This is a genomic window from Ascidiaceihabitans donghaensis (assembly GCF_900302465.1).
GTDB classification, from domain to species: Bacteria; Pseudomonadota; Alphaproteobacteria; order Rhodobacterales; family Rhodobacteraceae; genus Ascidiaceihabitans; species Ascidiaceihabitans donghaensis.
Window position 1 is genome coordinate 2,608,664 of sequence record NZ_OMOR01000001.1, and the last position, 20,190, is coordinate 2,628,853.

At 55.8% G+C, this 20,190-nt stretch carries 22 protein-coding genes; 16 read left to right on the top strand and 6 right to left on the bottom strand.

Annotation, left to right across the window (positions count from 1 at the left end; translation table 11 throughout):
• The first annotated feature begins 73 nt into the window (after window positions 1-73).
• The 4 genes from ASD8599_RS12980 (at window position 74) to ASD8599_RS12995 (ending at window position 4,211) form a co-directional block, all read left to right on the top strand.
• Window positions 74-772, top strand: coding sequence for a glutathione S-transferase family protein (locus ASD8599_RS12980; RefSeq protein ID WP_108828924.1), 699 nt, complete (start codon window positions 74-76; stop codon window positions 770-772).
• A 1-nt stretch (window position 773) separates the two neighbouring features.
• Window positions 774-2,147, top strand: coding sequence for an L-serine ammonia-lyase (locus tag ASD8599_RS12985; protein ID WP_108828925.1), 1,374 nt, complete (start codon window positions 774-776; stop codon window positions 2,145-2,147).
• A 126-nt stretch (window positions 2,148-2,273) separates the two neighbouring features.
• Window positions 2,274-2,957, top strand: a complete 684-nt coding sequence (locus ASD8599_RS12990; protein ID WP_108828926.1) for an FkbM family methyltransferase — start codon at window positions 2,274-2,276, stop codon at window positions 2,955-2,957.
• A 336-nt stretch (window positions 2,958-3,293) separates the two neighbouring features.
• Window positions 3,294-4,211, top strand: a complete 918-nt coding sequence (locus ASD8599_RS12995) for a DMT family transporter (protein ID WP_108828927.1) — start codon at window positions 3,294-3,296, stop codon at window positions 4,209-4,211.
• Here ASD8599_RS12995 and ASD8599_RS13000 read toward each other — a convergent pair.
• Window positions 4,129-4,812, bottom strand: a complete 684-nt coding sequence (locus ASD8599_RS13000; RefSeq protein ID WP_245926036.1) for a thiamine diphosphokinase — start codon at window positions 4,810-4,812, stop codon at window positions 4,129-4,131. The genes ASD8599_RS12995 and ASD8599_RS13000 overlap by 83 nt on opposite strands.
• 175 nt (window positions 4,813-4,987) lie before the next feature.
• On the opposite strand from ASD8599_RS13000, the gene ASD8599_RS13005 reads away from it, so the two are divergent.
• Both ASD8599_RS13005 and ASD8599_RS13010 read left to right on the top strand, forming a co-directional pair.
• On the top strand, window positions 4,988-7,306 hold the full coding sequence (locus tag ASD8599_RS13005) for a hypothetical protein (protein ID WP_108828929.1): 2,319 nt from the start codon (window positions 4,988-4,990) through the stop codon (window positions 7,304-7,306).
• Between the two features lie 211 nt (window positions 7,307-7,517).
• Entirely contained in the window at window positions 7,518-8,825 is a 1,308-nt protein-coding gene (locus tag ASD8599_RS13010; protein WP_108828930.1) for an MFS transporter, read from the top strand.
• On the opposite strand, the gene ASD8599_RS13015 is transcribed toward ASD8599_RS13010, so the two are convergent.
• Window positions 8,785-9,021, bottom strand: coding sequence for a DUF2842 domain-containing protein (locus ASD8599_RS13015; protein ID WP_108828931.1), 237 nt, complete (start codon window positions 9,019-9,021; stop codon window positions 8,785-8,787). The two genes, ASD8599_RS13010 and ASD8599_RS13015, sit on opposite strands and share 41 nt — an antisense overlap.
• A gap of 12 nt (window positions 9,022-9,033) precedes the next feature.
• On the bottom strand, window positions 9,034-10,329 hold the full coding sequence (locus ASD8599_RS13020; RefSeq protein ID WP_108830176.1) for an adenylosuccinate synthase: 1,296 nt from the start codon (window positions 10,327-10,329) through the stop codon (window positions 9,034-9,036).
• 167 nt (window positions 10,330-10,496) lie between these two features.
• Between ASD8599_RS13020 and ASD8599_RS13025 the strand changes: the two genes are divergently transcribed.
• On the top strand, window positions 10,497-10,892 hold the full coding sequence (locus ASD8599_RS13025) for a DUF6524 family protein (protein WP_108828932.1): 396 nt from the start codon (window positions 10,497-10,499) through the stop codon (window positions 10,890-10,892).
• Window positions 10,893-11,170: 278 nt separating this feature from the next.
• On the opposite strand, the gene ASD8599_RS13035 is transcribed toward ASD8599_RS13025, so the two are convergent.
• From ASD8599_RS13035 to nthA, 3 genes are read right to left on the bottom strand one after another with little or no spacing between them, the layout of a single operon-like run.
• Window positions 11,171-11,491, bottom strand: coding sequence for a nitrile hydratase accessory protein (locus ASD8599_RS13035; RefSeq protein ID WP_108828934.1), 321 nt, complete (start codon window positions 11,489-11,491; stop codon window positions 11,171-11,173).
• Entirely contained in the window at window positions 11,488-12,165 is a 678-nt protein-coding gene (nthB, locus tag ASD8599_RS13040; RefSeq protein WP_108828935.1) for a nitrile hydratase subunit beta, read from the bottom strand. The genes ASD8599_RS13035 and nthB overlap by 4 nt, the downstream gene beginning before the upstream one ends.
• A complete protein-coding gene (nthA, locus tag ASD8599_RS13045; RefSeq protein WP_108830177.1) occupies window positions 12,162-12,779 on the bottom strand; it encodes a nitrile hydratase subunit alpha in 618 nt (205 codons plus the stop codon). Before nthA ends, nthB begins: the two co-directional genes overlap by 4 nt.
• A gap of 140 nt (window positions 12,780-12,919) precedes the next feature.
• Here nthA and secG point away from each other — a divergent pair, with 140 nt between their 5' ends.
• The 9 genes from secG (at window position 12,920) to ASD8599_RS13090 (ending at window position 20,140) form a co-directional block, all read left to right on the top strand.
• Entirely contained in the window at window positions 12,920-13,282 is a 363-nt protein-coding gene (secG, locus tag ASD8599_RS13050; protein ID WP_108828936.1) for a preprotein translocase subunit SecG, read from the top strand.
• Window positions 13,283-13,456: 174 nt separating this feature from the next.
• The gene (locus ASD8599_RS13055) at window positions 13,457-15,103 is read left to right on the top strand and encodes a CTP synthase (RefSeq protein ID WP_108828937.1); all 1,647 of its coding nucleotides are present in this window, start codon (window positions 13,457-13,459) and stop codon (window positions 15,101-15,103) included.
• Between the two features lie 101 nt (window positions 15,104-15,204).
• Window positions 15,205-16,020 carry a hypothetical protein gene (locus ASD8599_RS13060; RefSeq protein WP_108828938.1) on the top strand — a complete coding sequence of 272 codons (816 nt, stop codon included), beginning with the start codon at window positions 15,205-15,207 and terminating at the stop codon, window positions 16,018-16,020.
• Between the two features lie 4 nt (window positions 16,021-16,024).
• Window positions 16,025-17,104, top strand: coding sequence for an SMP-30/gluconolactonase/LRE family protein (locus ASD8599_RS13065; protein ID WP_108828939.1), 1,080 nt, complete (start codon window positions 16,025-16,027; stop codon window positions 17,102-17,104).
• Between the two features lie 71 nt (window positions 17,105-17,175).
• Window positions 17,176-17,949, top strand: coding sequence for a 23S rRNA (adenine(2030)-N(6))-methyltransferase RlmJ (locus ASD8599_RS13070; RefSeq protein ID WP_108828940.1), 774 nt, complete (start codon window positions 17,176-17,178; stop codon window positions 17,947-17,949).
• 13 nt (window positions 17,950-17,962) lie between these two features.
• On the top strand, window positions 17,963-18,259 hold the full coding sequence (locus ASD8599_RS13075; RefSeq protein ID WP_108828941.1) for a DUF1330 domain-containing protein: 297 nt from the start codon (window positions 17,963-17,965) through the stop codon (window positions 18,257-18,259).
• 25 nt (window positions 18,260-18,284) lie between these two features.
• Window positions 18,285-18,932, top strand: coding sequence for a hypothetical protein (locus ASD8599_RS13080; protein ID WP_108828942.1), 648 nt, complete (start codon window positions 18,285-18,287; stop codon window positions 18,930-18,932).
• 39 nt (window positions 18,933-18,971) lie between these two features.
• Window positions 18,972-19,406, top strand: a complete 435-nt coding sequence (locus ASD8599_RS13085) for a tellurite resistance TerB family protein (protein ID WP_108828943.1) — start codon at window positions 18,972-18,974, stop codon at window positions 19,404-19,406.
• Window positions 19,403-20,140, top strand: coding sequence for a phosphate/phosphite/phosphonate ABC transporter substrate-binding protein (locus ASD8599_RS13090; RefSeq protein WP_108828944.1), 738 nt, complete (start codon window positions 19,403-19,405; stop codon window positions 20,138-20,140). The genes ASD8599_RS13085 and ASD8599_RS13090 overlap by 4 nt, the downstream gene beginning before the upstream one ends.
• Window positions 20,141-20,190: the final 50 nt, after the last annotated feature.

Sequence of the window (20,190 nt, forward strand, 5' to 3'; positions counted from 1 at the left end):
AAACGTCTTAATCAAGGCACACCCCGTCGCAAAGCGTCCAATAACACAGGCACAATCACTTTATGCATACCTCATGAGCTACATCTTACACTATGCCCCCGACAATGCGTCACTGATCATCCGCATGGCCCTTGAACGGTTGGGTGTCGATTACGACACCGTATTGGTGGACCGCAGCACAGCAGCGCAACGCAGTGATGCCTATCTGAAGATCAACCCAAACGGGCTTATTCCAACGCTTGAAACCCCGCAGGGGCCCATTTTTGAAACGGGTGCGATCTTGTTGTGGTTGACCGACACACACGGCACCATCGGCCCCGCCCCCGATGATCCGGCGCGCGGCGCGTTCCTGAAATGGCTGTTCTATTTGTCGAACACGGTGCACCCTGCCCTGCGCATGACGTTCTACCCTGAAAAATACATCGAGGGCGCGGCAGGCCAATCCGCTTTGCGTCTCGGGCTGCAAAGGGCACTTGTGGCGCAGTTCCAGACGTTAAATACGGTTGCGGACACGCCGCACAACTGGCTGGGACAAGACCCCCCCGGAGCACTTGATTACTATCTTGGCGCCCTGCTGCGCTGGCCTGCGTTGTATCCGAATGACACAGACCGGTCGTGGTTTCGTCTGGCAGACTATCCGAACCTGAACGCGCTGTGCGCCCGCCTTGAACAGCGACCCGAAGTGCGCATTCTGCAGGACACCGAAGGTTTGGGGTCTCAGCCCTTTACTGCACCTCGTCCCGCCACACCAAAACACGGAAGCGCCCTTTAATATGTTTCTATCTGTCTTCGAGATGTTCAAAGTGGGTATTGGCCCGTCCTCGTCACATACCATGGGTCCGATGGTCGCCGCCGCACGGTTTTTGGATATGATGCGGGCGTCGCCCTTTGAGTTCTCCGGTGTGCGCGCATCGCTGCACGGATCCTTGGCCTTTACAGGTGTGGGCCACGCCACTGACCGCGCCACGATCCTGGGTCTGGCAGGCTTTTTGCCCGACACATATGACAATGACCGCGCCGAAGCTGCCCTGACGGCTTTGGGCGACACCCACACTTTAACCCCGCCTGATCTGCCGCCGTTGGCTTTTGATCCGGCAAAAGACATGATTTTTGACTACGACACCAAACTTGATGGCCATGCCAACGGCATGATCCTGATGGCCACCGACGCCCAAGGCGATGTGACCTTGCGCGAAGTGTTCTATTCCATTGGCGGCGGGTTTGTGATGACCGAAAGCGAATTGGCAGCAGGCAAAGACACCGACGAAGGATCGCCTGTGCCCTTCCCTTTCAAATCCGCTGCAGAAATGCTGGACATGGCGGCCCAGTCCGGCAAATCCATCGCCGCAATGAAACGCGCCAACGAAGTGTCGCGGGGCGGCGCCGACACGTTGAAAAAGGGCACTGCCCGTCTGTGGCAAGTGATGAACGATTGCATCAATCGCGGGTTGGAGACCGATGGCATTCTGCCCGGTGGTCTGTCGGTCAAACGTCGCGCCAAAGGCATCCATGACGCTTTGCAAGCTGAACGCGGACTGAACCAACAAGCCCCCCACACCATCAACGACTGGATGAGCGTTTACGCCATGGCCGTGAACGAAGAAAACGCGGCGGGTGGACAAGTGGTCACTGCCCCGACAAATGGGGCCGCTGGCGTTTTGCCCGCCACATTGCGCTACTACCTTGACCATGTGCCCGGCGCATCCGAGGCCCATGTGGAAGACTTCTTGTTAACCGCTGCCGCGATTGGCGGGCTGGTCAAGTTCAACGCCTCGATTTCTGGGGCAGAAGCGGGCTGTCAGGCAGAAGTGGGAAGTGCAGCCGCAATGTCCGCGGCTGGCCTGTGTGCGGCCATGGGTGGCACACCCGAACAAGTGGAAAATGCAGCTGAGATCGCGTTGGAACACCATCTGGGCATGACGTGCGACCCGGTGCGCGGCCTTGTGCAAGTGCCGTGCATCGAACGCAACGGGCTGGGTGCGATCAAAGCCGTGTCTGCGGCGTCTTTGGCCCTGCGCGGCGACGGCACCCACCTCGTGCCGCTCGATGCCTGCATCGAAACAATGCGCCAGACCGGCATGGACATGTCAGAGAAGTACAAAGAAACCTCCCTTGGGGGGCTTGCCGTCAACGTCCCCAATTGCTGATTTGCAACGCACGCTTCTAAAGTGACGTCCCCACTGGTTTGCGATGAAAACACGCCCTAGAGTTTGCGCAAAAGAACTGCGCAGACCATCCAAAAGCGCACAGCCAAGGCAGAGTGGGAGAGCATCATGCTAAGAGCCGTCAATCAATACGGGTTCTACTGTATTCCTGAGCAATACAAAAAACGTGAAGTTTCGCGTATTTTGCTGAAGGGCGAAGTGAATGAACCCAACACGATCGCCCTGATCAGCAAGTTCGCTGGCGACGGTGACATCATTTCAGGCGGGTGCTTTATCGGGGATTTCATGCCTGCGTTAGCCCAAGCAGCAGGCAAGCGTCAGGTGCATTCGTTTGAACCAAACCCCGACAGCTTTGACGCCTCGACCACGACACTGAAGATGAACAACATCCAGAATGTTAAACTGCACCCAGTTGCAGTGGGCGAAAAAGCAGACACATTGCACCTGCAGATTGCCTCGTTTAAGGGGCGCATTCTGGGTGGCATGTCCACAATCGTTGAAGAAGCCGCCGAGGGCCAAACAATCGAAGTCGCGGTGACACCATTGGATGATTTGGTGCCAAAAACCCGGAAAGTGTCCGTGCTGCATCTGGATGTAGAAGGACATGAATGGCCAGCGGTTTTGGGGGCGCAGCGCATTATCGCGAAAAACACGCCCTTGCTGGTGCTGGAAGCCACCAAAGACTGGCAACACCGCGCTTACGAAGAAAAGCTCCGCGAAACGTTTCCCGATTTGAACTACACCCTTATGGGCGCAATGGAACGTAACGGGTTTTACCTGCCACAGGATTAACCAACGCGGCTGTGTGTTTTCGCAACGCGCAGCCGATTGTATTGATGTTGGAAAAGACAGACCGCAATCGGGAAGTTCTGGGCGATGCGTCAAGTATAGCCCTAACGCCATCGCCTTTTCGCATAGCATATTTCCATGTTTAACCCCCATATCGTCAGTTGTTGTCGCTTCAGCCGGTACAGGCGCGGACCGCGCTGCGCGGGTCCACACACCCGTATTCAGACAAAGCCGATAGCAAATTGACGCCATATAGCGTCACACCCTCACCAAAACATACCACCGTGCGTTGCAAGTGCTGCGTTGCCTTACCCAAACCCGCGAACTAGGGTCCGCAGCATGACCCAAGACAAACCCCTATTAGGCGTGATCCTAATGCTCGGCTTTTGCATCGTCGCACCGGTTGGTGACGCCGTGGCGAAGCTATTGGGGGAAACCGTACCTTTGGGGCAGCTTATTCTGGTGCGATTTGCCGTTCAGGCCGTTCTTCTTATTCCGCTTGTGTTGGCGACCAAACGCGCGTGGCGCATGTCCGGAATGGTCCTGAAACTGACATTCTTGCGCACTTTACTGCACATTGCGGGCATAGGTATGATGTTTCGCGCCTTACATTATCTGCCTTTGGCCGATGCGGTGGCTATCGCATTCATTATGCCCTTTTTGATGCTGCTTTTGGGTAAATACTACTTGGGCGAAGAAGTCGGACGCCGTCGGGTCATTGCATGTCTTGTGGGCTTTGTAGGCACTTTGTTTGTTGTGCAGCCCAGCTTTGCAGAGGTCGGATGGCCGGCGCTTTTGCCTATGGGGGTTGCGGTGAATTTCGCAGTCTTCATGTTGGTTACGCGAAAGATCGCCAAACAGACGGACCCGATTGGACTGCAAGCCGTCAGCGGTGTGATGGCTGTTTGCATAGTGGGACCAGTGTTGTTTCTAACGCAGTCCTTTGATGTGCCTGCGTTGTCGCTCATTTCGCCGGACACGCGTGAAACGAGCCTTCTTTTTGCGATCGGTGCATTGGGCACTTTGGCACATCTGTTGATGACATGGTCTTTACGCTATGCGCCATCCGCCACACTGGCGCCGATGCAGTATCTGGAAATTCCAATTGCGACCTTGATCGGTTTCCTGGTGTTCAAGGACCTGCCCAACAGTCTCGCCAGCATCGGCATTGTGATTACGATTGGGGCGGGTCTGTATATTGTGCTGCGCGAGCGGGCCACTGCGCGGGCTTTGGCAAATCAGCCAGCCCCTGTGTGACTTGTGCTAACATGCGGCGGGGCAAAATCACCAACATCCCCGGCACGTCCATATGCAGTGCACTTGGGCCTGTAGCCCTGTTAGAAGTGCCCACAAAAACATCCGGTGCGAAATCAAGCCCCTCAATCGGCCATTTCAATCCATCTGAACGCCCCGTGACCCGAGCCATCGGAAACAACGACACCACGTCCCCCACCTGTGTCGGAAGATCTATGTGTTTGGGGCAGTGGAAAACGACTTCCTCTGGGCCCACCAAAACGCAGCGATGATTGCAGCGCGCCACAAGGGTGTGAAAAGCCGCAAGCTGATGATCCACGCGCCCGCCCATGCAACCGACCGCCACAACAACAGGGGCGTCAATCAAGCGAAGCGCCTTGTCAAAATCGGTGTAGTTCTGGTCAGGTGTATGGTGTAACAGCCCATCTGGCAGCGTGTCGCGCAGGGTTTTTGGCAAAGAATCAAAGTCACCTGTCACAGCGTAGGGCATCAATCCCGCCTTAATAACCGGCACCGCGCCGCCGTCCGCGGCCACAATCGTAGGCGCAATGGTTAACACCTGCGAAAGATCGCTTGCGCCGACCGGACCGCCTCCGACCAGCATGACTGGCTCTAAACTGTGAACAATTCTATCCATTTGGAGTGTATTAAACACAAATTAGGAAACTGGCCACATTGTCGCCTAGAAATGATACCGTCCTAGGCACAGATTCGGGCCGCTTTCGCCCGACCAAACAGGGTAAACGAATGACTGCACCACCGCAGAGGACGAGCATCCTATGATGAGTAACAATAAAATTTTGACAGTTTCCTACGGCACCTTTTCGTGCACGTTGGAAGGATTTGATGATTCATTTGGCACTATGAAAGCAATCGCGGAGTATTTTCGCGATCTGGCGTCTGATGATCGCTATTTCGGGGCTGAACCCCCAATTCCCGATGCAGAAATGCTGGCGCGTATTGCCGAAAAAGAAATTTCGCGACGGGTGGAAGCCCGCGAGGACAAGGGAAAGATTGTTCTAAGCGCCACGGACCCCGTAGCGATCGCAGACAGCGATACGTCGTCCACGCACGCACCACACGATAGCACAGCAGATGCAGACGCAGTGCAAGCCGCAGAAGAACAGGCGCAGGAATTGCGTGCCGACGAAATGCGTGCACAAGAAATGCGTGCACAGGCCGACGCAGTTCAAGCACAGATTGAAGCAAAACGTCTGGCTGACGAAAGCGCCGCTGCAGAAGCACAACGTGCCGCCGATGCACAGGCTGAAGCGGATGCAGAAACAGCACGCGTGGAAGCAGAAGCTGTAGCGCGGCAGGCAGAACAAGATCAGATTGATGATGAAGCTGCACGCACAGCTCACGATGCTGAAGTTCTGGCTGCGACACAAATCGACGTGTCCGCCGATGAAGCTGAAGACGACACCACACCTCCCGCCCGCGATCTCGCTGCGGAATTGCCTGAAGCAGACGCCTTCTTCGCCCAAAGCAATGTTGAAGACGCTGATGACGCGAACTTTGAAGATCTGGGCGATGCGGGCATTGATAAAGCACCGGTTGTCGCTGGCATCGTGCCACACGCAGACAGCATCGCGGCCAAACTGGAACGCATTCGCGCCGTTGTCTCTAGCGCGGAAACCAGCTCTGACGATGATGATGACTATTCCGAAGATGAACACGCAGAAGCCGGCGTTGTGTCGGATACACCCGAAGCCGCGGACGTGGATGGCGGTTTGGAATATGACGGGGCAGACGATGATGACATTCAGGTAGACGCGACAGCCTCTGAAGATGACGACATCGTAGGTGACGCATTGGCAGATATTGAAGCTGCTTTAGCTGCCGATGAAATGGCTGCGGTAAGCGCGCCCGACGCTCAGATGCCAGATACACAGGCGGAAGACGCGTTTGATCAGGTTGCAGAAACAAAAACCGAAACCACGCAAACAGCCAGCGATGATCTAGACGGCGATGATGACATTTCGGCCATTCTGGCCGGGTTGGAAAGCAGCTTTGACGCAAACGAAGTTGCCGAAACCGACGCGGATGACGATGATGATCTGGATGCGATGCTTAACGACACCATGGGTGCGGTTACAGATGCATCCGACAACATCTTTGACGCGGAGTCTGAAGATGGCACACAGGCACAAGATGAGATCGTTCAAGCCCCGAATGAAGCCGCCCAACCACGCCGGGTTGCCCGCGTTATCAAGGTAAAGCGTGCCGATCTTGAAAAGGCAATTGCGGAAGGTGAACTGGAAGAAGTCGAAGAGGACCTTGGCCCAAGTTCATTGTCACCCGAAGACGAAGACGACCTGATGCGTGAACTGGCACAGGTCGAAGCGGAAACTGCGCCGTCCGAGGATGTTGTGTCAGACTTGGACATTGCACCGGACGCACCTGTCGAACCGCAGGCTGACATCGCCGCAGAAAGCAATCCTGACGAAGATGTGTCGCGCCTTATGGCCCAAACAGACGCCGAGATGGACGATGCAGAAGGGGCACAAAATCGCGAAGCCTTTGCGCATTTGCGTGCTGCGGTTGCCGCCCAAAAAGCTGACGGCGGGCTTGTGGCCGAAGACAGCGAAAAACAGGAAGTGGCGTATCGCACTGATCTGGCCGAAGCCGTCAAACCGCGCCGCCCTTCTGCCAATGGTGGGTCCCGGTCGGAACGTCCCGACACAACACCGCGCCCTGCCCCTTTGAAACTGGTGGCAGAGCAACGTGTCGACACCCCGCAAACCGACCTGCGCGGGCCTGTGCGTCCACGCCGGGTTGCGTCAACTCCCGAAATCGCCAGCGGTGATGCAGATAGCTTTGCTGACTACGCTTCCGAATTGGGTGCTGTGAAACTGCCCGATCTTTTGGAAGCCGCGGCATCTTATATGTCCTTCATCGAAGGCCGCGACCAATTTTCGCGCCCGCAGTTGATGAACAAAGTGCGTCAGGTGGAAAAGGAAGAGTTCAGCCGCGAAGACGGTCTGCGTTCTTTCGGCCAGCTTTTGCGTGCCGGTAAGATCGAAAAGATCAAAGGTGGCCGCTTTGCTGTGACAGGCGACATTGGCTACCGACCGGATGCGCGCGCGGCAGGCTAACGCCGGCCATCAGCATCTGACCCAAAAGGGTGACGCTTCTGCTCGGGCGTCACCCTTTTTTAATGCTGAACGCGTGTGACGCCTTTCATGCAAAGCCACAAATGTGCAGTTGCACGAAGGGGCGACACATACCCGTTCCATCAAACGATGCACACGCAGAAACACGTTTGCCCTTGACCTCAACCATGCTTCATCCCCCAACTGGGCATGTATGAAACATATTCTCCCGCTTTCTCCGTTTTCGCGATTTGTCGCGGCTGCAGGATTAACCAATCTGGCAGACGGCGTTGCCACTGTCGTTTGGGCCTGGATGGCCACTTTGCTGACACGCGATGCATTTCTGATCGCGTTAATGCCAGTCGCGTTGCGCTTGCCGTGGTTCATTTTCGCATTGCCAGCAGGGGTCATAACCGACCGCGTGGATCGACACCGGCTGATTGTAGCTATGGATGTGTTACGCGCATTTGGCTTTGCAGCGGCCACTGTTGCGGTGGTTCTTGCGATGCCACTAGCGACTGCCCCTCAGACCGGTTTGGCGCAACCCGGCCTTTTCTACATGCTTTTGTTGTCGGCCGTTTTGGTGGGCAGCGCAGAAGTTTTCCGTGACAATGCCGCCCAAACCATGCTGCCAAGCCTTGTTCCCCATGAACGCCTAGAGGCTGCAAATGGCAGGCTGTGGAGTGTCGAATTGGTCGGGAATTCACTGATCGGCCCGGCCTTGGGTGCATTTTTGATTGCGACGATTGTCCCAATGCCATTTGCTTTGAACACAATGGCCTATCTGGCTGCGTTGTGGCTGGTGTGGCCGATAAAAGGCGCGTTCAAGCCGGAAATGCAGTCCGCCCCGAACTGGCGATCAGAACTGAAAGAAGGGTTCGATTTTCTGCGGAGGTCACCGTTGTTGCGGTCTATGGCGTGGATCACCGGGGCGTGGAACCTGCTTTTTCAGATGTCTGCGATAGCGCTTGTTCTACATGTTCAGGAAAACCTGAATTTAGGCGCGACAGCTTACGGTCTTTTGTTGGCCGCTGGCGCTGTTGGCGGCATTGCCGCGGGTTTTGTCGCAGAAACCATCATAAAACGGTACGGGCCGATGCGCACTGCGCAGGTCTGTTTGGTGGTGTCAGCGCCCTGCTTTTTTGGGTTCGCATTTGCACCAAATTGGCTGAGCCTTGCTGCGATGATCATGGTATTCGAATTTTCCGGCCTAACGTGGAACACAGTCTCTGTCAGCTATCGCCAGCGTAGTATTCCGGATGTTTTGCTGGGGCGGGTCAACAGTTTGTACCGCATGTTGGCGTGGGGCTTGATGCCCGTCGGTCTGATCTTGTCGGGTTTGATCGTGCGGTGGGGTGAAACCGTTTTTTCACGCGATGCCGCTTTGGTTTTGCCATTCTACGCGGCCTCTTCAGGCGCAGTCCTTGTTGGTATTTTGGGGTGGCGTGCGCTGGGTCGCGGGTTTTCGCAAAGCCGAAGGATCAGCCTTGCTGATCAGGGTCCGCCTGCCCCACGCCTTTGAAAATCTTGCGCAAAGGCACAGCCCAGACCACACCCAACCCGATATAGATCAACAATTGCACCAAAAATGGCAACGGTGCGTCGCCTTCACCGGTCAACCATGCCATCACGACCGTACACATAATGATGTAAACCGGCAGACCAACCAACAGAACGACCAGCGCCCAGCGCCTGCGTGCTTTATATGACAACGCCATAGAGTTCCCTTTTCAATCGGCGAACGGATCCGTCACAAGGATTGTGTCTTCGCGTTCCGGTGAAGTGGAAACTAGGGCCACAGGACATTCAATCAACTCTTCGATGCGACGTACATATTTGATAGCTTGCGCAGGCAGGTCCGCCCAGGACCGCGCACCCTCGGTGCTTTCCGACCAGCCGGAGATTTCTTCATAGACTGGTGTGCAACGGGCCTGTTCGTCCGCGGCTGTGGGTAGGTAATCCAATGCCTTGCCGTCCAGCATGTAGCCCGTGCAGATTTTCAATGTATCGAAGCCATCCAAAACATCTAATTTGGTCAGAGAGATACCCGATACACCTGACGTCGCGCATGTTTGTCGCACAAGGCAGGCATCGAACCAGCCACACCGGCGTTTGCGGCCTGTCACTGTGCCAAATTCATGTCCGCGTTCGCCCAGACGTTGACCATCGGCATCGTCCAGTTCTGTTGGGAATGGGCCTTCACCGACGCGGGTTGTGTAGGCTTTGACGATACCCAGAACAAAATCGATTGATGTTGGTCCAAGACCGACGCCTGTGGCGGCCTGACCTGCGATGACGTTAGACGATGTCACAAACGGGTAGGTGCCGAAATCAATGTCCAGCAATGCGCCTTGTGCGCCTTCAAACAAGATACGTTTTCCAGCTTTACGCTTTTCGCCAAGAACCTTCCAAACCGGTGCTGCATATTCCAAAATGGCTGGTGCAATTTCTTTCAACTGCGCCACAAGCGCATCGCGGTCGATAGGATCAATGCCAAGGCCCTTACGCAGAGGGTCATGGTGCTGCAAAGCGCGGTCCACGCGGGCTTCCAGCGTGGCTGCGTCGGCAAGATCAGCGACGCGCACAGACCGACGGCCCACTTTATCCTCATAGGCCGGCCCGATGCCGCGCCCTGTCGTGCCGATTTTGGTGCCCTTCGACGACGCCTCTTCGCGGGCACGGTCCAATTCGCCGTGGATCGGCAAGATCAATGGCGTGTTTTCCGCAATCATCAGAGTTTGGGGCGTAATTTCAACGCCCTGTTCGCGAATCGTTTTGATTTCATTCAGCAAATGCCACGGATCAAGGACAACGCCGTTGCCGATGACCGACAGTTTCCCACCGCGCACGACACCGGACGGCAGCGCGTTCAGCTTATAAACCTTGCCATCAATGACCAGCGTGTGACCCGCGTTGTGTCCCCCTTGGAACCGCGCAATCACATCGGCGCGCTCTGACAGCCAATCGACAATTTTGCCTTTTCCTTCGTCACCCCATTGGGCACCGACAACAACAACATTCGCCATGGCTTTTCGTCCTTCATTCGCTGAGTCTTTGATCAAACCCGCGTCGGTATACCCACGCAAGGCGCAGGGCGAAACCAGAAATATGCCCGAAACCCACATTGGTCGCACCATCTGGACACACGGCGCCAGAACAGGCAGGTTCAGCAGACAGACGAATGGAGTGTTTTATGGGTTTTCTTTTGCGTTGGGTTTGCGCCTTTGTGTTGCTGGCTGCCACATATAACCCGACCCCGTACAACTATATTGCGTGGGTGTCCGAGAACGGCAGCGCCCAATTGTCCGTGGCCGTCTTGGCCGGACTGCTTTTGTTGGTCGGCTACATCATATACCTGCGCGCCACACTTCGATCGATCGGGGCTTTTGGCATGGGGTTGGTTCTGGCGCTGGTTGGTGCAATTTTATGGGTGCTTTATGATTTTGGGCTGCTCAATCTGGAGAATCCGGGATTGAACACCTGGCTGGGTCTGGTTGCCCTGTCCGTGGTTTTAGGAATCGGCCTGAGTTGGAGCCATGTGCGCCGCGCCCTGTCTGGTCAAGCTGATATGGACGACGTCGATGAGTAGAATTGCGAAACGCCCTGAAGATTTCACAAAATTTTACTATACCCAAGTCGCGAACGCCGAGGGTTGTGGGTGCGCGGAAAAAATCATCGACGTACATGAATTCAATAGGCTGGCGGGCACGGCGCGGCGCAAGCGCCGCTTGTGGCCACAAAAGGGCGCTTGGCAACGTTTTTTGTTTAAAGCGGGTCTGTTTTCGCGCGAATGACTGCCCGATTGGGGCTCTGCCCCAAACCCCGAGGTTTTATTGGCGAGATGAACAAGGGGCCGTTCCTAGTCCCCTAAGACTCGGCGGGTAACTTGACCGGCGCCCCGTGGGCCGTGGTTTGATAGGCCTGTGCCCAAGCGTTCCGCGTCGTTTCCACCTCAGCCGATGCTGCCGCCCCGGTCTGGTCGAGATATGTTTCAAGCGTTTCAAGCCACGCTTTGAAATAGTCATCCCCGCCGTTCAGGTTCTTGTTCACCCCATGCCGTTTTAACGTGGCCCCGAACCGGTCTGCCCAATCGGCCCAGACAAAATGCCCTGCTTCGTTCAGATGCACTGTCAGTGCAAACAGCTGGGCATGCCATGGGGTTTCAAATACGGGTTCCGGTTGCGTCATGCCGGCTCCAGATAGCTTTGCCAAAGATCCAAGACCACTTCATCTTTGGGGTGTTCGGGGTTTGCCCAAAGCTCTGATGCGGCGAAGGCCACGGCATACAGCGACTCTGCCCCGTCGCCCAAGCGATGGGCGCTGCTGTCAGGCAAGATATGTGTCCCATGTATCCGCACAATTCGCCCTACTGCCCCAGCGGCATACAGCGGCAACCGTGTGTGACCGCCGTCGACAAGCCGGTTGCCGGTTATCTTGCGCGTTCTCACTTGGTCCGCGGGTTTGAAAGCCACCGGAATGTCGCTTGGTCTGTCGGCGGGCCCGCCAGACGCAAGAACACCCGCCACGTTTTCCGCTTTCAGCCGTTTGTCAGTCAGCACGCTTTCGCCTTGGCCGATCCCTTCAGCGAGTTCAGCCCGGGTCACGACGCCTGTATCGACAAGCAAGCCTGCAAGTCCGGCCATCCACTTTTCATAGTAGGAAAACCGCGCATAATCTATGGGTGGCAAACATTCGCGGGCGTGTCTGCTGATGTCGATATTCCATTGCCCCAATCCACCCGCTGCCAGCGTCAGTGCCAACGCACGGGCATGCCAGTCTTCGTGGAAAACTGGGGCGTTCTCGGTCTCTGGGACAATGGCCCCATCCCCGAAGCGCCCCCCCATATCATGAACACGGGTCATGGCTGGCCTGCCAATCCAGTGCCGATCATGCTGTCGCGACTGATCAGCTCAACAAGCTCTGATTGCGTCAAATCTTCGGTGTTTGTGGGACGCATCGGAACAACCAGATACCGGACTTCGGCTGTGGAATCCCAAACACGTATGGATGTGTCTTCCGGTAAGGTAACTCCGAATTCTGCCAGAACCTTGCGCGGTTCGCGCACCGCGCGCGCGCGGTAAGCGTCTGATTTGTACCACCCCGGCGGAATGCCCAGCAGCGGCCACGGGTAGCAAGAACACAAAGTGCAAACGACCATATTATGCACATCTTTGGTGTTCTCGACAGCGACCATGTGTTCACCTTGCCGACCGTAAAACCCCAATTCGGAAACCACTTTTGTGGCATCTTCAAGCAAGGCTTCCCGAAAGGCGGGATCGGTCCAAGCCCGTGCCACAACTTCGGCACCGTTGCGCGGGCCGATCTTGGTTTCGTAGGTTTCGATGATCTCATCCAGCGCCGCAGGATCAATCAGACCCTTTTGAGTCAAGATCGTTTCCAGTGCCTTAACGCGCAAAGCGGGGTCAGAGGGCAACAATGCATGCGGGTGATCGTGGTCAGAATGGTCATGTGGCATGCCGCGACCATGGCGCGGTGCGGGCACGCTGTCCAGCCCAAGCCACACAAAAGAAGCACCCTTTGGCAATCGCCCACTTGCCCCATCGCGCAAACTTGCATAGATACCCCGCGAAGCGCTTAACCGAAGTCAGGTTCCTTATGGAAAACGTCGTCCTTATCATCCATCTTATCCTATCCTTGGGGTTGGTCGGCATCGTGCTGGTTCAACGCTCTGAAGGCGGCGGGCTTGGCATGGGCGGCGGCGGCGGTGGCAATATGTCGGGACGCCCACCTGCGTCACCGATGGCAAAGTTCACATGGATCTTGGCAGTCGGATTTATTATCACATCCGTCACCCTGACGATCATTGCTGCGCAAAATGCGTCTGGATCGTCTGTTGTAGACCGCTTGGGGGTCACACCTTCACAAGCCGGTGCAGAAGCACCCGCCCTTCCCGGTGTCGATGATCTGCTTCCACCCTCAGAAGGCGAAAACGCACCTTTGGTGCCATCCGCTGACTAAACCTATACCTTGAGGTCAGGCAAAAACCTGTAACACGATGTTGCGGTTTGCCTTGCCTCGCCCATCCGAATCCTGTTAGGCTTAAATCCCGTGATACTGCGAATTTCGCAGTGGATTGCGGCTGCCTATTCAGCCCACATCTTACGTTTGACGCACACGGGAGCGACCCTGCATATGGCACGATATATTTTCATCACCGGTGGTGTTGTATCCTCATTGGGCAAAGGACTGGCATCTGCCGCCTTGGGGGCTTTGCTGCAAGCCCGTGGATTTTCGGTACGTTTGCGCAAACTTGATCCTTACCTGAACGTTGATCCCGGCACGATGTCACCGTTTGAACATGGCGAAGTCTTTGTGACCGACGATGGGGCTGAGACCGACCTTGATCTGGGCCACTACGAACGCTTCACTGGTGTGCCTGCACAAAACACCGATTCCGTCAGTTCCGGGCGCATTTATTCCACGGTTCTCGAAAAGGAACGGCGCGGCGATTATCTGGGAAAAACCATCCAAGTCGTCCCCCACGTCACCAACCAAATCAAAGACTTCCTGAATGTTGGCGGTGATGATGTGGACTTTATGTTGTGCGAAATCGGCGGCACCGTTGGCGACATCGAAGGGCTGCCCTTCTTTGAAGCCATCCGTCAGTTTTCCCACGACAAACCGCGTGGGCAGTGTATCTTCATGCATCTGACGTTGCTGCCTTATCTTGCAGCATCCGGAGAATTGAAAACAAAGCCGACGCAGCACTCTGTCAAAGAATTGCAAAGCATTGGCATCGCACCGGATATTCTTGTGTGCCGCTCGGAACACCCGATCCCCGAAAAGGAGCGCGAGAAAATCGCGTTATTCTGCAACGTTCGCAAAGAATCCGTGGTGGCAGCCTATGATCTGCCGTCGATTTACGATGCGCCATTGGCGTACCATGCCCAAGGGTTGGATCAGGCTGTTCTGGATGCCTTCCAAATCTCGCCTGCGCCCAAACCGGACCTCAGCGTGTGGCGCGATGTGTCGGACCGCGTGAACAATCCGGAAGGCGAAGTGAACGTGGCGATTGTGGGCAAGTACACACAGTTGGAAGACGCCTACAAATCCATCAAAGAGGCGCTGACCCATGGTGGCATGGCCAACCGCGTAAAGGTCAACGTCGAATGGGTCGATGCCGAGGTGTTCGACAAATCGGACGACGTCGCCACCAAGCTGGAAGGTTTTCAAGCGATCCTTGTCCCTGGTGGCTTTGGCGAACGCGGCACCGAAGGCAAGATCAAAGCGGCGCAATTTGCCCGCGAACGCAATGTCCCCTATCTGGGCATCTGTCTGGGCATGCAAATGGCCGTTATTGAAGCTGCCCGAAATGTGGCGGGTATCAAGACTGCGGGCTCAGAAGAATTTGACCATGAATCAGGGAAAAAACGCTTTGAACCCGTGGTCTATCACCTGAAGGAATGGGTTCAGGGCAATGCCAAAGTCAGCCGCAAACTGGGCGACGACAAAGGTGGCACCATGCGCCTTGGTGCCTATGATGCGACGCTTATGGCCGGGTCTAAAGTGGCCGAAGTTTACGGAAAAACCGCCATCGACGAACGTCACCGCCACCGTTACGAAGTCGACATCGCCTACCGCGAACAGCTTGAAAAGGCCGGACTTCGTTTTTCGGGCATGTCTCCGGATGGCTCTTTGCCTGAAATCGTGGAATGGCCGGATCACCCATGGTTTATCGGCGTACAATTCCACCCCGAATTGAAATCCAAGCCCTTCGATCCACACCCCTTGTTCCGCGACTTTGTACGGGCCGCCAAGGATGTGTCACGGTTGGTCTAAACCGTCCCGCGGTTGTTCAATCGCCAGCCGGATAGAACGCGACACTCGCCAAACTGACTAAAATGGGTAAACTTGTTTGCATTTAACAAACGAGTTTTCCCATGTCCCTTTTTCAAACAAGCAGCCACCGTTACCAACAAGCCCCCGATCACAACGGATATGCTGCAATCAGCTCAAAGAAGCTGGCCTTTGTTGTTGGCCTTTTGGCCTTGTGTCTGCCCTTTGTGATGATTGTTGGTGCCCACTACCAAACATTCACTGGCCCTATTTCCGGCATTCCGCCTGCCTGCTTCCGAGATTCCATCAGCCACACCTACTATTCGCCATTTCTGGGCAGTATTTTTATCGGCACACTCGTGTTCATCGGGGGGTACTTGCTGGTCTATCAGGGCGAAGACGAAAAGGGCGCGGAAAAGCGGTTGTCCGGTCTGGCCGGGATCGCGGCCATCGGTGTCGCCCTGTTTCCCACAAGCGGTGATGGCTGTGACGATCCGACATTTCTGGCCCGCCCCATCATGGCCTTTTCGCAAGGCGCGGGCGACGCAACCGCCCTGCCGGATGTGGTGACGCCTTTTGCGCTTTTCTCGTTCGCAGACAGCTTGCATTACCTAAGCGCTGCGATACTCTTTGTGTTTCTCGCGTGGTTTGCCTTGTTTGTGTTCACCGCCGCAGATCCACATCAAAAAAACAGCGATGGCAGTCTGACCCAGACAAAACGCATCCGCAACGCGCTTTACTATGCCATGGGCGCTGTGATGATTGCATCTATTGGGGCGTTGGCCGTTAGTTTTGTGTTCAAACCGACGTGGTGGAACCTGTACAATGTCACCTTCTGGGTAGAAGCTGCTGCACTATGGGCGTTCGGGCTGTCGTGGATGGTCAAGGGCCGCTTTCTTGGCCGTTGGATCGGAGATTGATCACATGTTGAAACCTATCTTAAAAACAAGTGCCGTTCTTTTGGGGGCGGGGGCGTTGTATCTGACGCTTTGGCCCGTCCCTATTGATCCGCAGCCATGGGAAGCGCCGCAAAATCAAGGATACACAGGGGCGTTTTCCCCCAACACAGCCCTACACGCCATAGACCGCATTGCGCTGAACGGTGAATTTGGCCCCGAAGATGCGGCCATCGGTGTAGATGGCAGGCTTTATATGGCCAGCCATTCCGGTGCAATTCTGGCCTATGATCCTACAGACGGCACAGTCAGCGAATTTGCAAACACGGGCGGGTTGCCTTTGGGCATTTCGGCTACAGATGACGGGGTTTTGTACATCGCAGACGCCGCAAAAGGGTTGGTACAAGTGGATACGGCAGGCACTGTAACTGTGCTGACAAATACCGTCGACGGCACCCCTATCGACTACGCCGATGATTTGGATATTGCGCCTGACGGCTCCGTGTATTTCACCGATGCCTCCACAAAATTCGGGGCTGTGGCCAACGGCGGCACCTTTCCGGCATCTTTTCTGGATCTGATGGAACACGGCGGCCATGGCCGCGTGCTGCGCTATGACCCTGCAACAGGCCAGACCCGTGTGATCCTGGATGGCTTACAATTTGCAAACGGGCTGGCGATCAACGCCGCAGGGACACATTTTCTGTTGATCGAAACCGGCGCCTATGCCGTACGACGCGTGTCCCTTGACGGGGCATCCGTTGAAACCGTTTTGGAAAATACCCCAAGCTTTCCTGACAATATCAGCCGCGCCCCCGACGGCACATTCTGGATGGGGTTCGTCAGCCCCAGATCACAACAGGCAGACGATTTGGCCCCCAAGCCCTTCTTGCGCAAACTGGTGATGCGCCTGCCCGCCGCAATGCGCCCCAAGGCCACACGCTATGGATTGGTTGCACGGATCAGCGAAACCGGTGAGGTTCTGGAAACCCTACACGACCCGGATGGGGGCTTTGCATTTACAACGGGCGTGATCGAGGCCGCGGACGGGACTAAATACATCACCAGTTTGCGCGAAGACACTTTGGGGCGCTTGGCCGCCCCCTAACCGCATAAAAACCCAGTCCGCCACTGCGTTTTCCATTGCGCACGGCAGCTGCTTCGCCTCATATCGCCGACATGCTCAGTTACCAACATATCTACCACGCCGGAAATCTTGCGGATGTCCATAAACACAGCCTGATGGCTTGGATGCTGCGGTATCTAGCGGCCAAGGACAAACCGTTAAGCTACATTGAAACACATGCGGGGCGCGCATTGTACGATTTGACCGACGCGGAGGCTTTGAAGACCGCCGAAGCGGCTGCCGGTATTCAACGGCTGCGCCAAGCATTTGTGGATCATCCATACGGGGATGCGTTGTTGCAAATCGCCGAGACCTACGGAGAAAACGCCTATCCCGGATCGCCGTTGATCGCGTCCAGCCTGTTGCGTCCCACAGACAGCATTCATCTGTGCGAATTGCATCCAGCAGAACATGCGGCACTGGAGTTGAACATGTCGCCCTACCCTGCCACCTGCCACAAGGCGGATGGGTTTGCGATGGCGCATAGCCTGCTGCCACCCACCCCGAGGCGCGGTGTCATGCTGATTGACCCAAGTTATGAAATTAAAGCAGATTACGTCAGCATTCCCAAAGACTTGCGCAAATATGCACGTGCTTGGAATGTCGGCATCATCGCAATCTGGTATCCGGTTCTGGCCAACAACGCACAGGAGGGCATGGTCAATTTGCTACGTCAAACCTATCCCGATGCGCTGTGCCATGAGGTGCGATTTGCCCCCGCAAAACCCGGCCATGGCATGACCGGGTCCGGCATGTTCGTGCTAAACCCTCCTTATGGCGCGGCCGAAGAAGCAAAACGCATATCGAAGATATTCTCAAAGATTTAGAAAGGTCTGCCTCATGACTGCAAAAGGATATTGGATCGCGCATAACGTCGTGCACGATGTCGAAGCTTACGACAAGTATCGCGCCGCCAACGCCGCACCGCTCGCTGAATACGGCGCCAAATTTCTGGTACGCGGCGGCCAACAAGAGGTACGCGAAGGCACCTGGAACACACGCACCGTTGTCATTGAATTTCCCAGCTATGCCGACGCCGTGGCCTGCTATGAAAGTGACGGCTACCAATTGGCAAAGGCCATGCGCGTCGACGTCTCAGACGGCAATATGATCATCGTCGAAGGTTATTTGGGCTAAAGCCAACCTGTGGTATAAGGCAGGCATGTTACGCTTTGCCCTGCCTTTTGCCCTTTTTGCCGCGCCCGCATTTGCCTGTGAGACACCGGTTTGTCAGGTCGATCCAAATACGCTTGCCTTGCCCCGTGTCATCACGTTTGAAGATCAAAGCGCCACGATGGGTCCCGGTCATCTGATAAACGATCCATGGGTTCTGCCCGGCGTGGTTCTGGCAGAGCGTTTTGTTGGGCAAACGCTGGGCTACACAGGCGATTTCGACACAGTTCGCGGGCCTGCGAACAATCCGCTGACCCCTCAGGCAGGTCTGCCGGGCCAGACGATGTCACTGGTTATGATGAGCGGCAACAAGGTGCTAAACGGCTATGGCCGCGCAGCGTTTCCGTCCCGTGACGGTCAAGGCGAAGGGGCGATTTCCATCCTGTTTGATAAAGACCAAGCGGCGTTGGCTTTTGATATTCGCGGCGGTGAAGGCGGACGCGCCCGCGTGATGTTTCTGCGCCGTGATGGTTCGGTTATCACAACTTTGCGTGTCCAGCGGCTGCATGAGTATGCCGTTGGTTTTGAACGCAGCAATGGCGTCGTCGATATTGCAGGCGTCATCATAATGAACGATGACCCGCAGGGGTTGGCACTGGACAACCTGCGGTTTGGAAACATCAATATTTTGGGTTAACCATTGGCGCGGCCGGACAGTAAGGCTATGTCCGTTCGTATGTTTGGAGATTTCTTAAAAAGGCTGACACAGCCCGAGCCCGCCCCTTTGCCTGAAACCGATGCCCGACTTGCGCTGACTGCGCTGTTGATCCGGGTTGCCCGTTCGGATGGTCACTATGATGCCGCCGAACGCGCACGCGTCGAATCCATTGCCAAAATGCGTTATGATCTTGATCCGGCGGCCGTCGCAGCACTTTGCGAAAATGCGGAACAACTTGAAACCGAAGCCCCGGACACCGTTCGCTTTACCCGCGCAATCAAAGACGCTGTTGCCTACGATGAACGCCTGTCTGTGATCGAAGCACTATGGCAAGTCGCGTTGGCAGATGGCAGCCGGTCCGATGAAGAAGATGCGCTTTTGCGCCTTGTTGCCAACCTTTTGGGTGTCACGGATCGTGACAGTGCGCTGGCACGGCAAAGGGTTTCAGTTTGATCGCTTTTTTGGGCATGTATGACATGCCCTATGCCACCGCTGCGACAGACGCTTTGTGGCGAAACATCAGCGAAACACTGGGCGACGCCCCCAATGATCTGACGCGCGGCCGAGATGCTTGGGACATCTGGCAAAGCCCGGATCTACTGTTGGCCCAAACCTGTGGCCTGCCCTACCGCGCCCATTTGCACGCGAAGGTGCAGCTTGTCGGCACGCCGGATTACGCGATTGAAGGCTGCCCGCCGGGGTTTTACCGCAGCGTCATCGTGGTGCGCAAAAACGATGCCGCGCACGCGCTTTGCGATCTTGAACATCGCAGCATGGCGTATAACGAAGGGCTTTCGCAATCGGGGTGGGCAGCACCTGTGGCGCATTTCAAACAGGCTGGAATTGCCTTCGAAACCGGCCCTGCCACAGGGGGCCATGCGCTTTCCGCTCAGTCTGTCGCAAAGGGACATGCGGATTTCGCATCGCTGGACGCGCTGACATGGCGCATGTTGCATCGTCAGGATCCACAGCTTGTGAAGCAGTTGCGTGTTATCGACCAAACCGTCCCGACGCCGGGCCTGCCCTATATCACGTCGTGTTCAGCGGACGCTGATATGATCGCGCGTGCTGTTCAAGCCGGGATCAAAGCCACGACCCCCGAAGATTTGGGTCTTTTGCACCTCAAAGGGTTGGTTCATATCCCGAAGGCTGCGTACCTCGCGTTGGACATTCCAAAGTTGCCCTGACGGCAAGCGAAAGGTAAATTGCTGAAAAACCGTCGTTTTCAAGTTGCAAA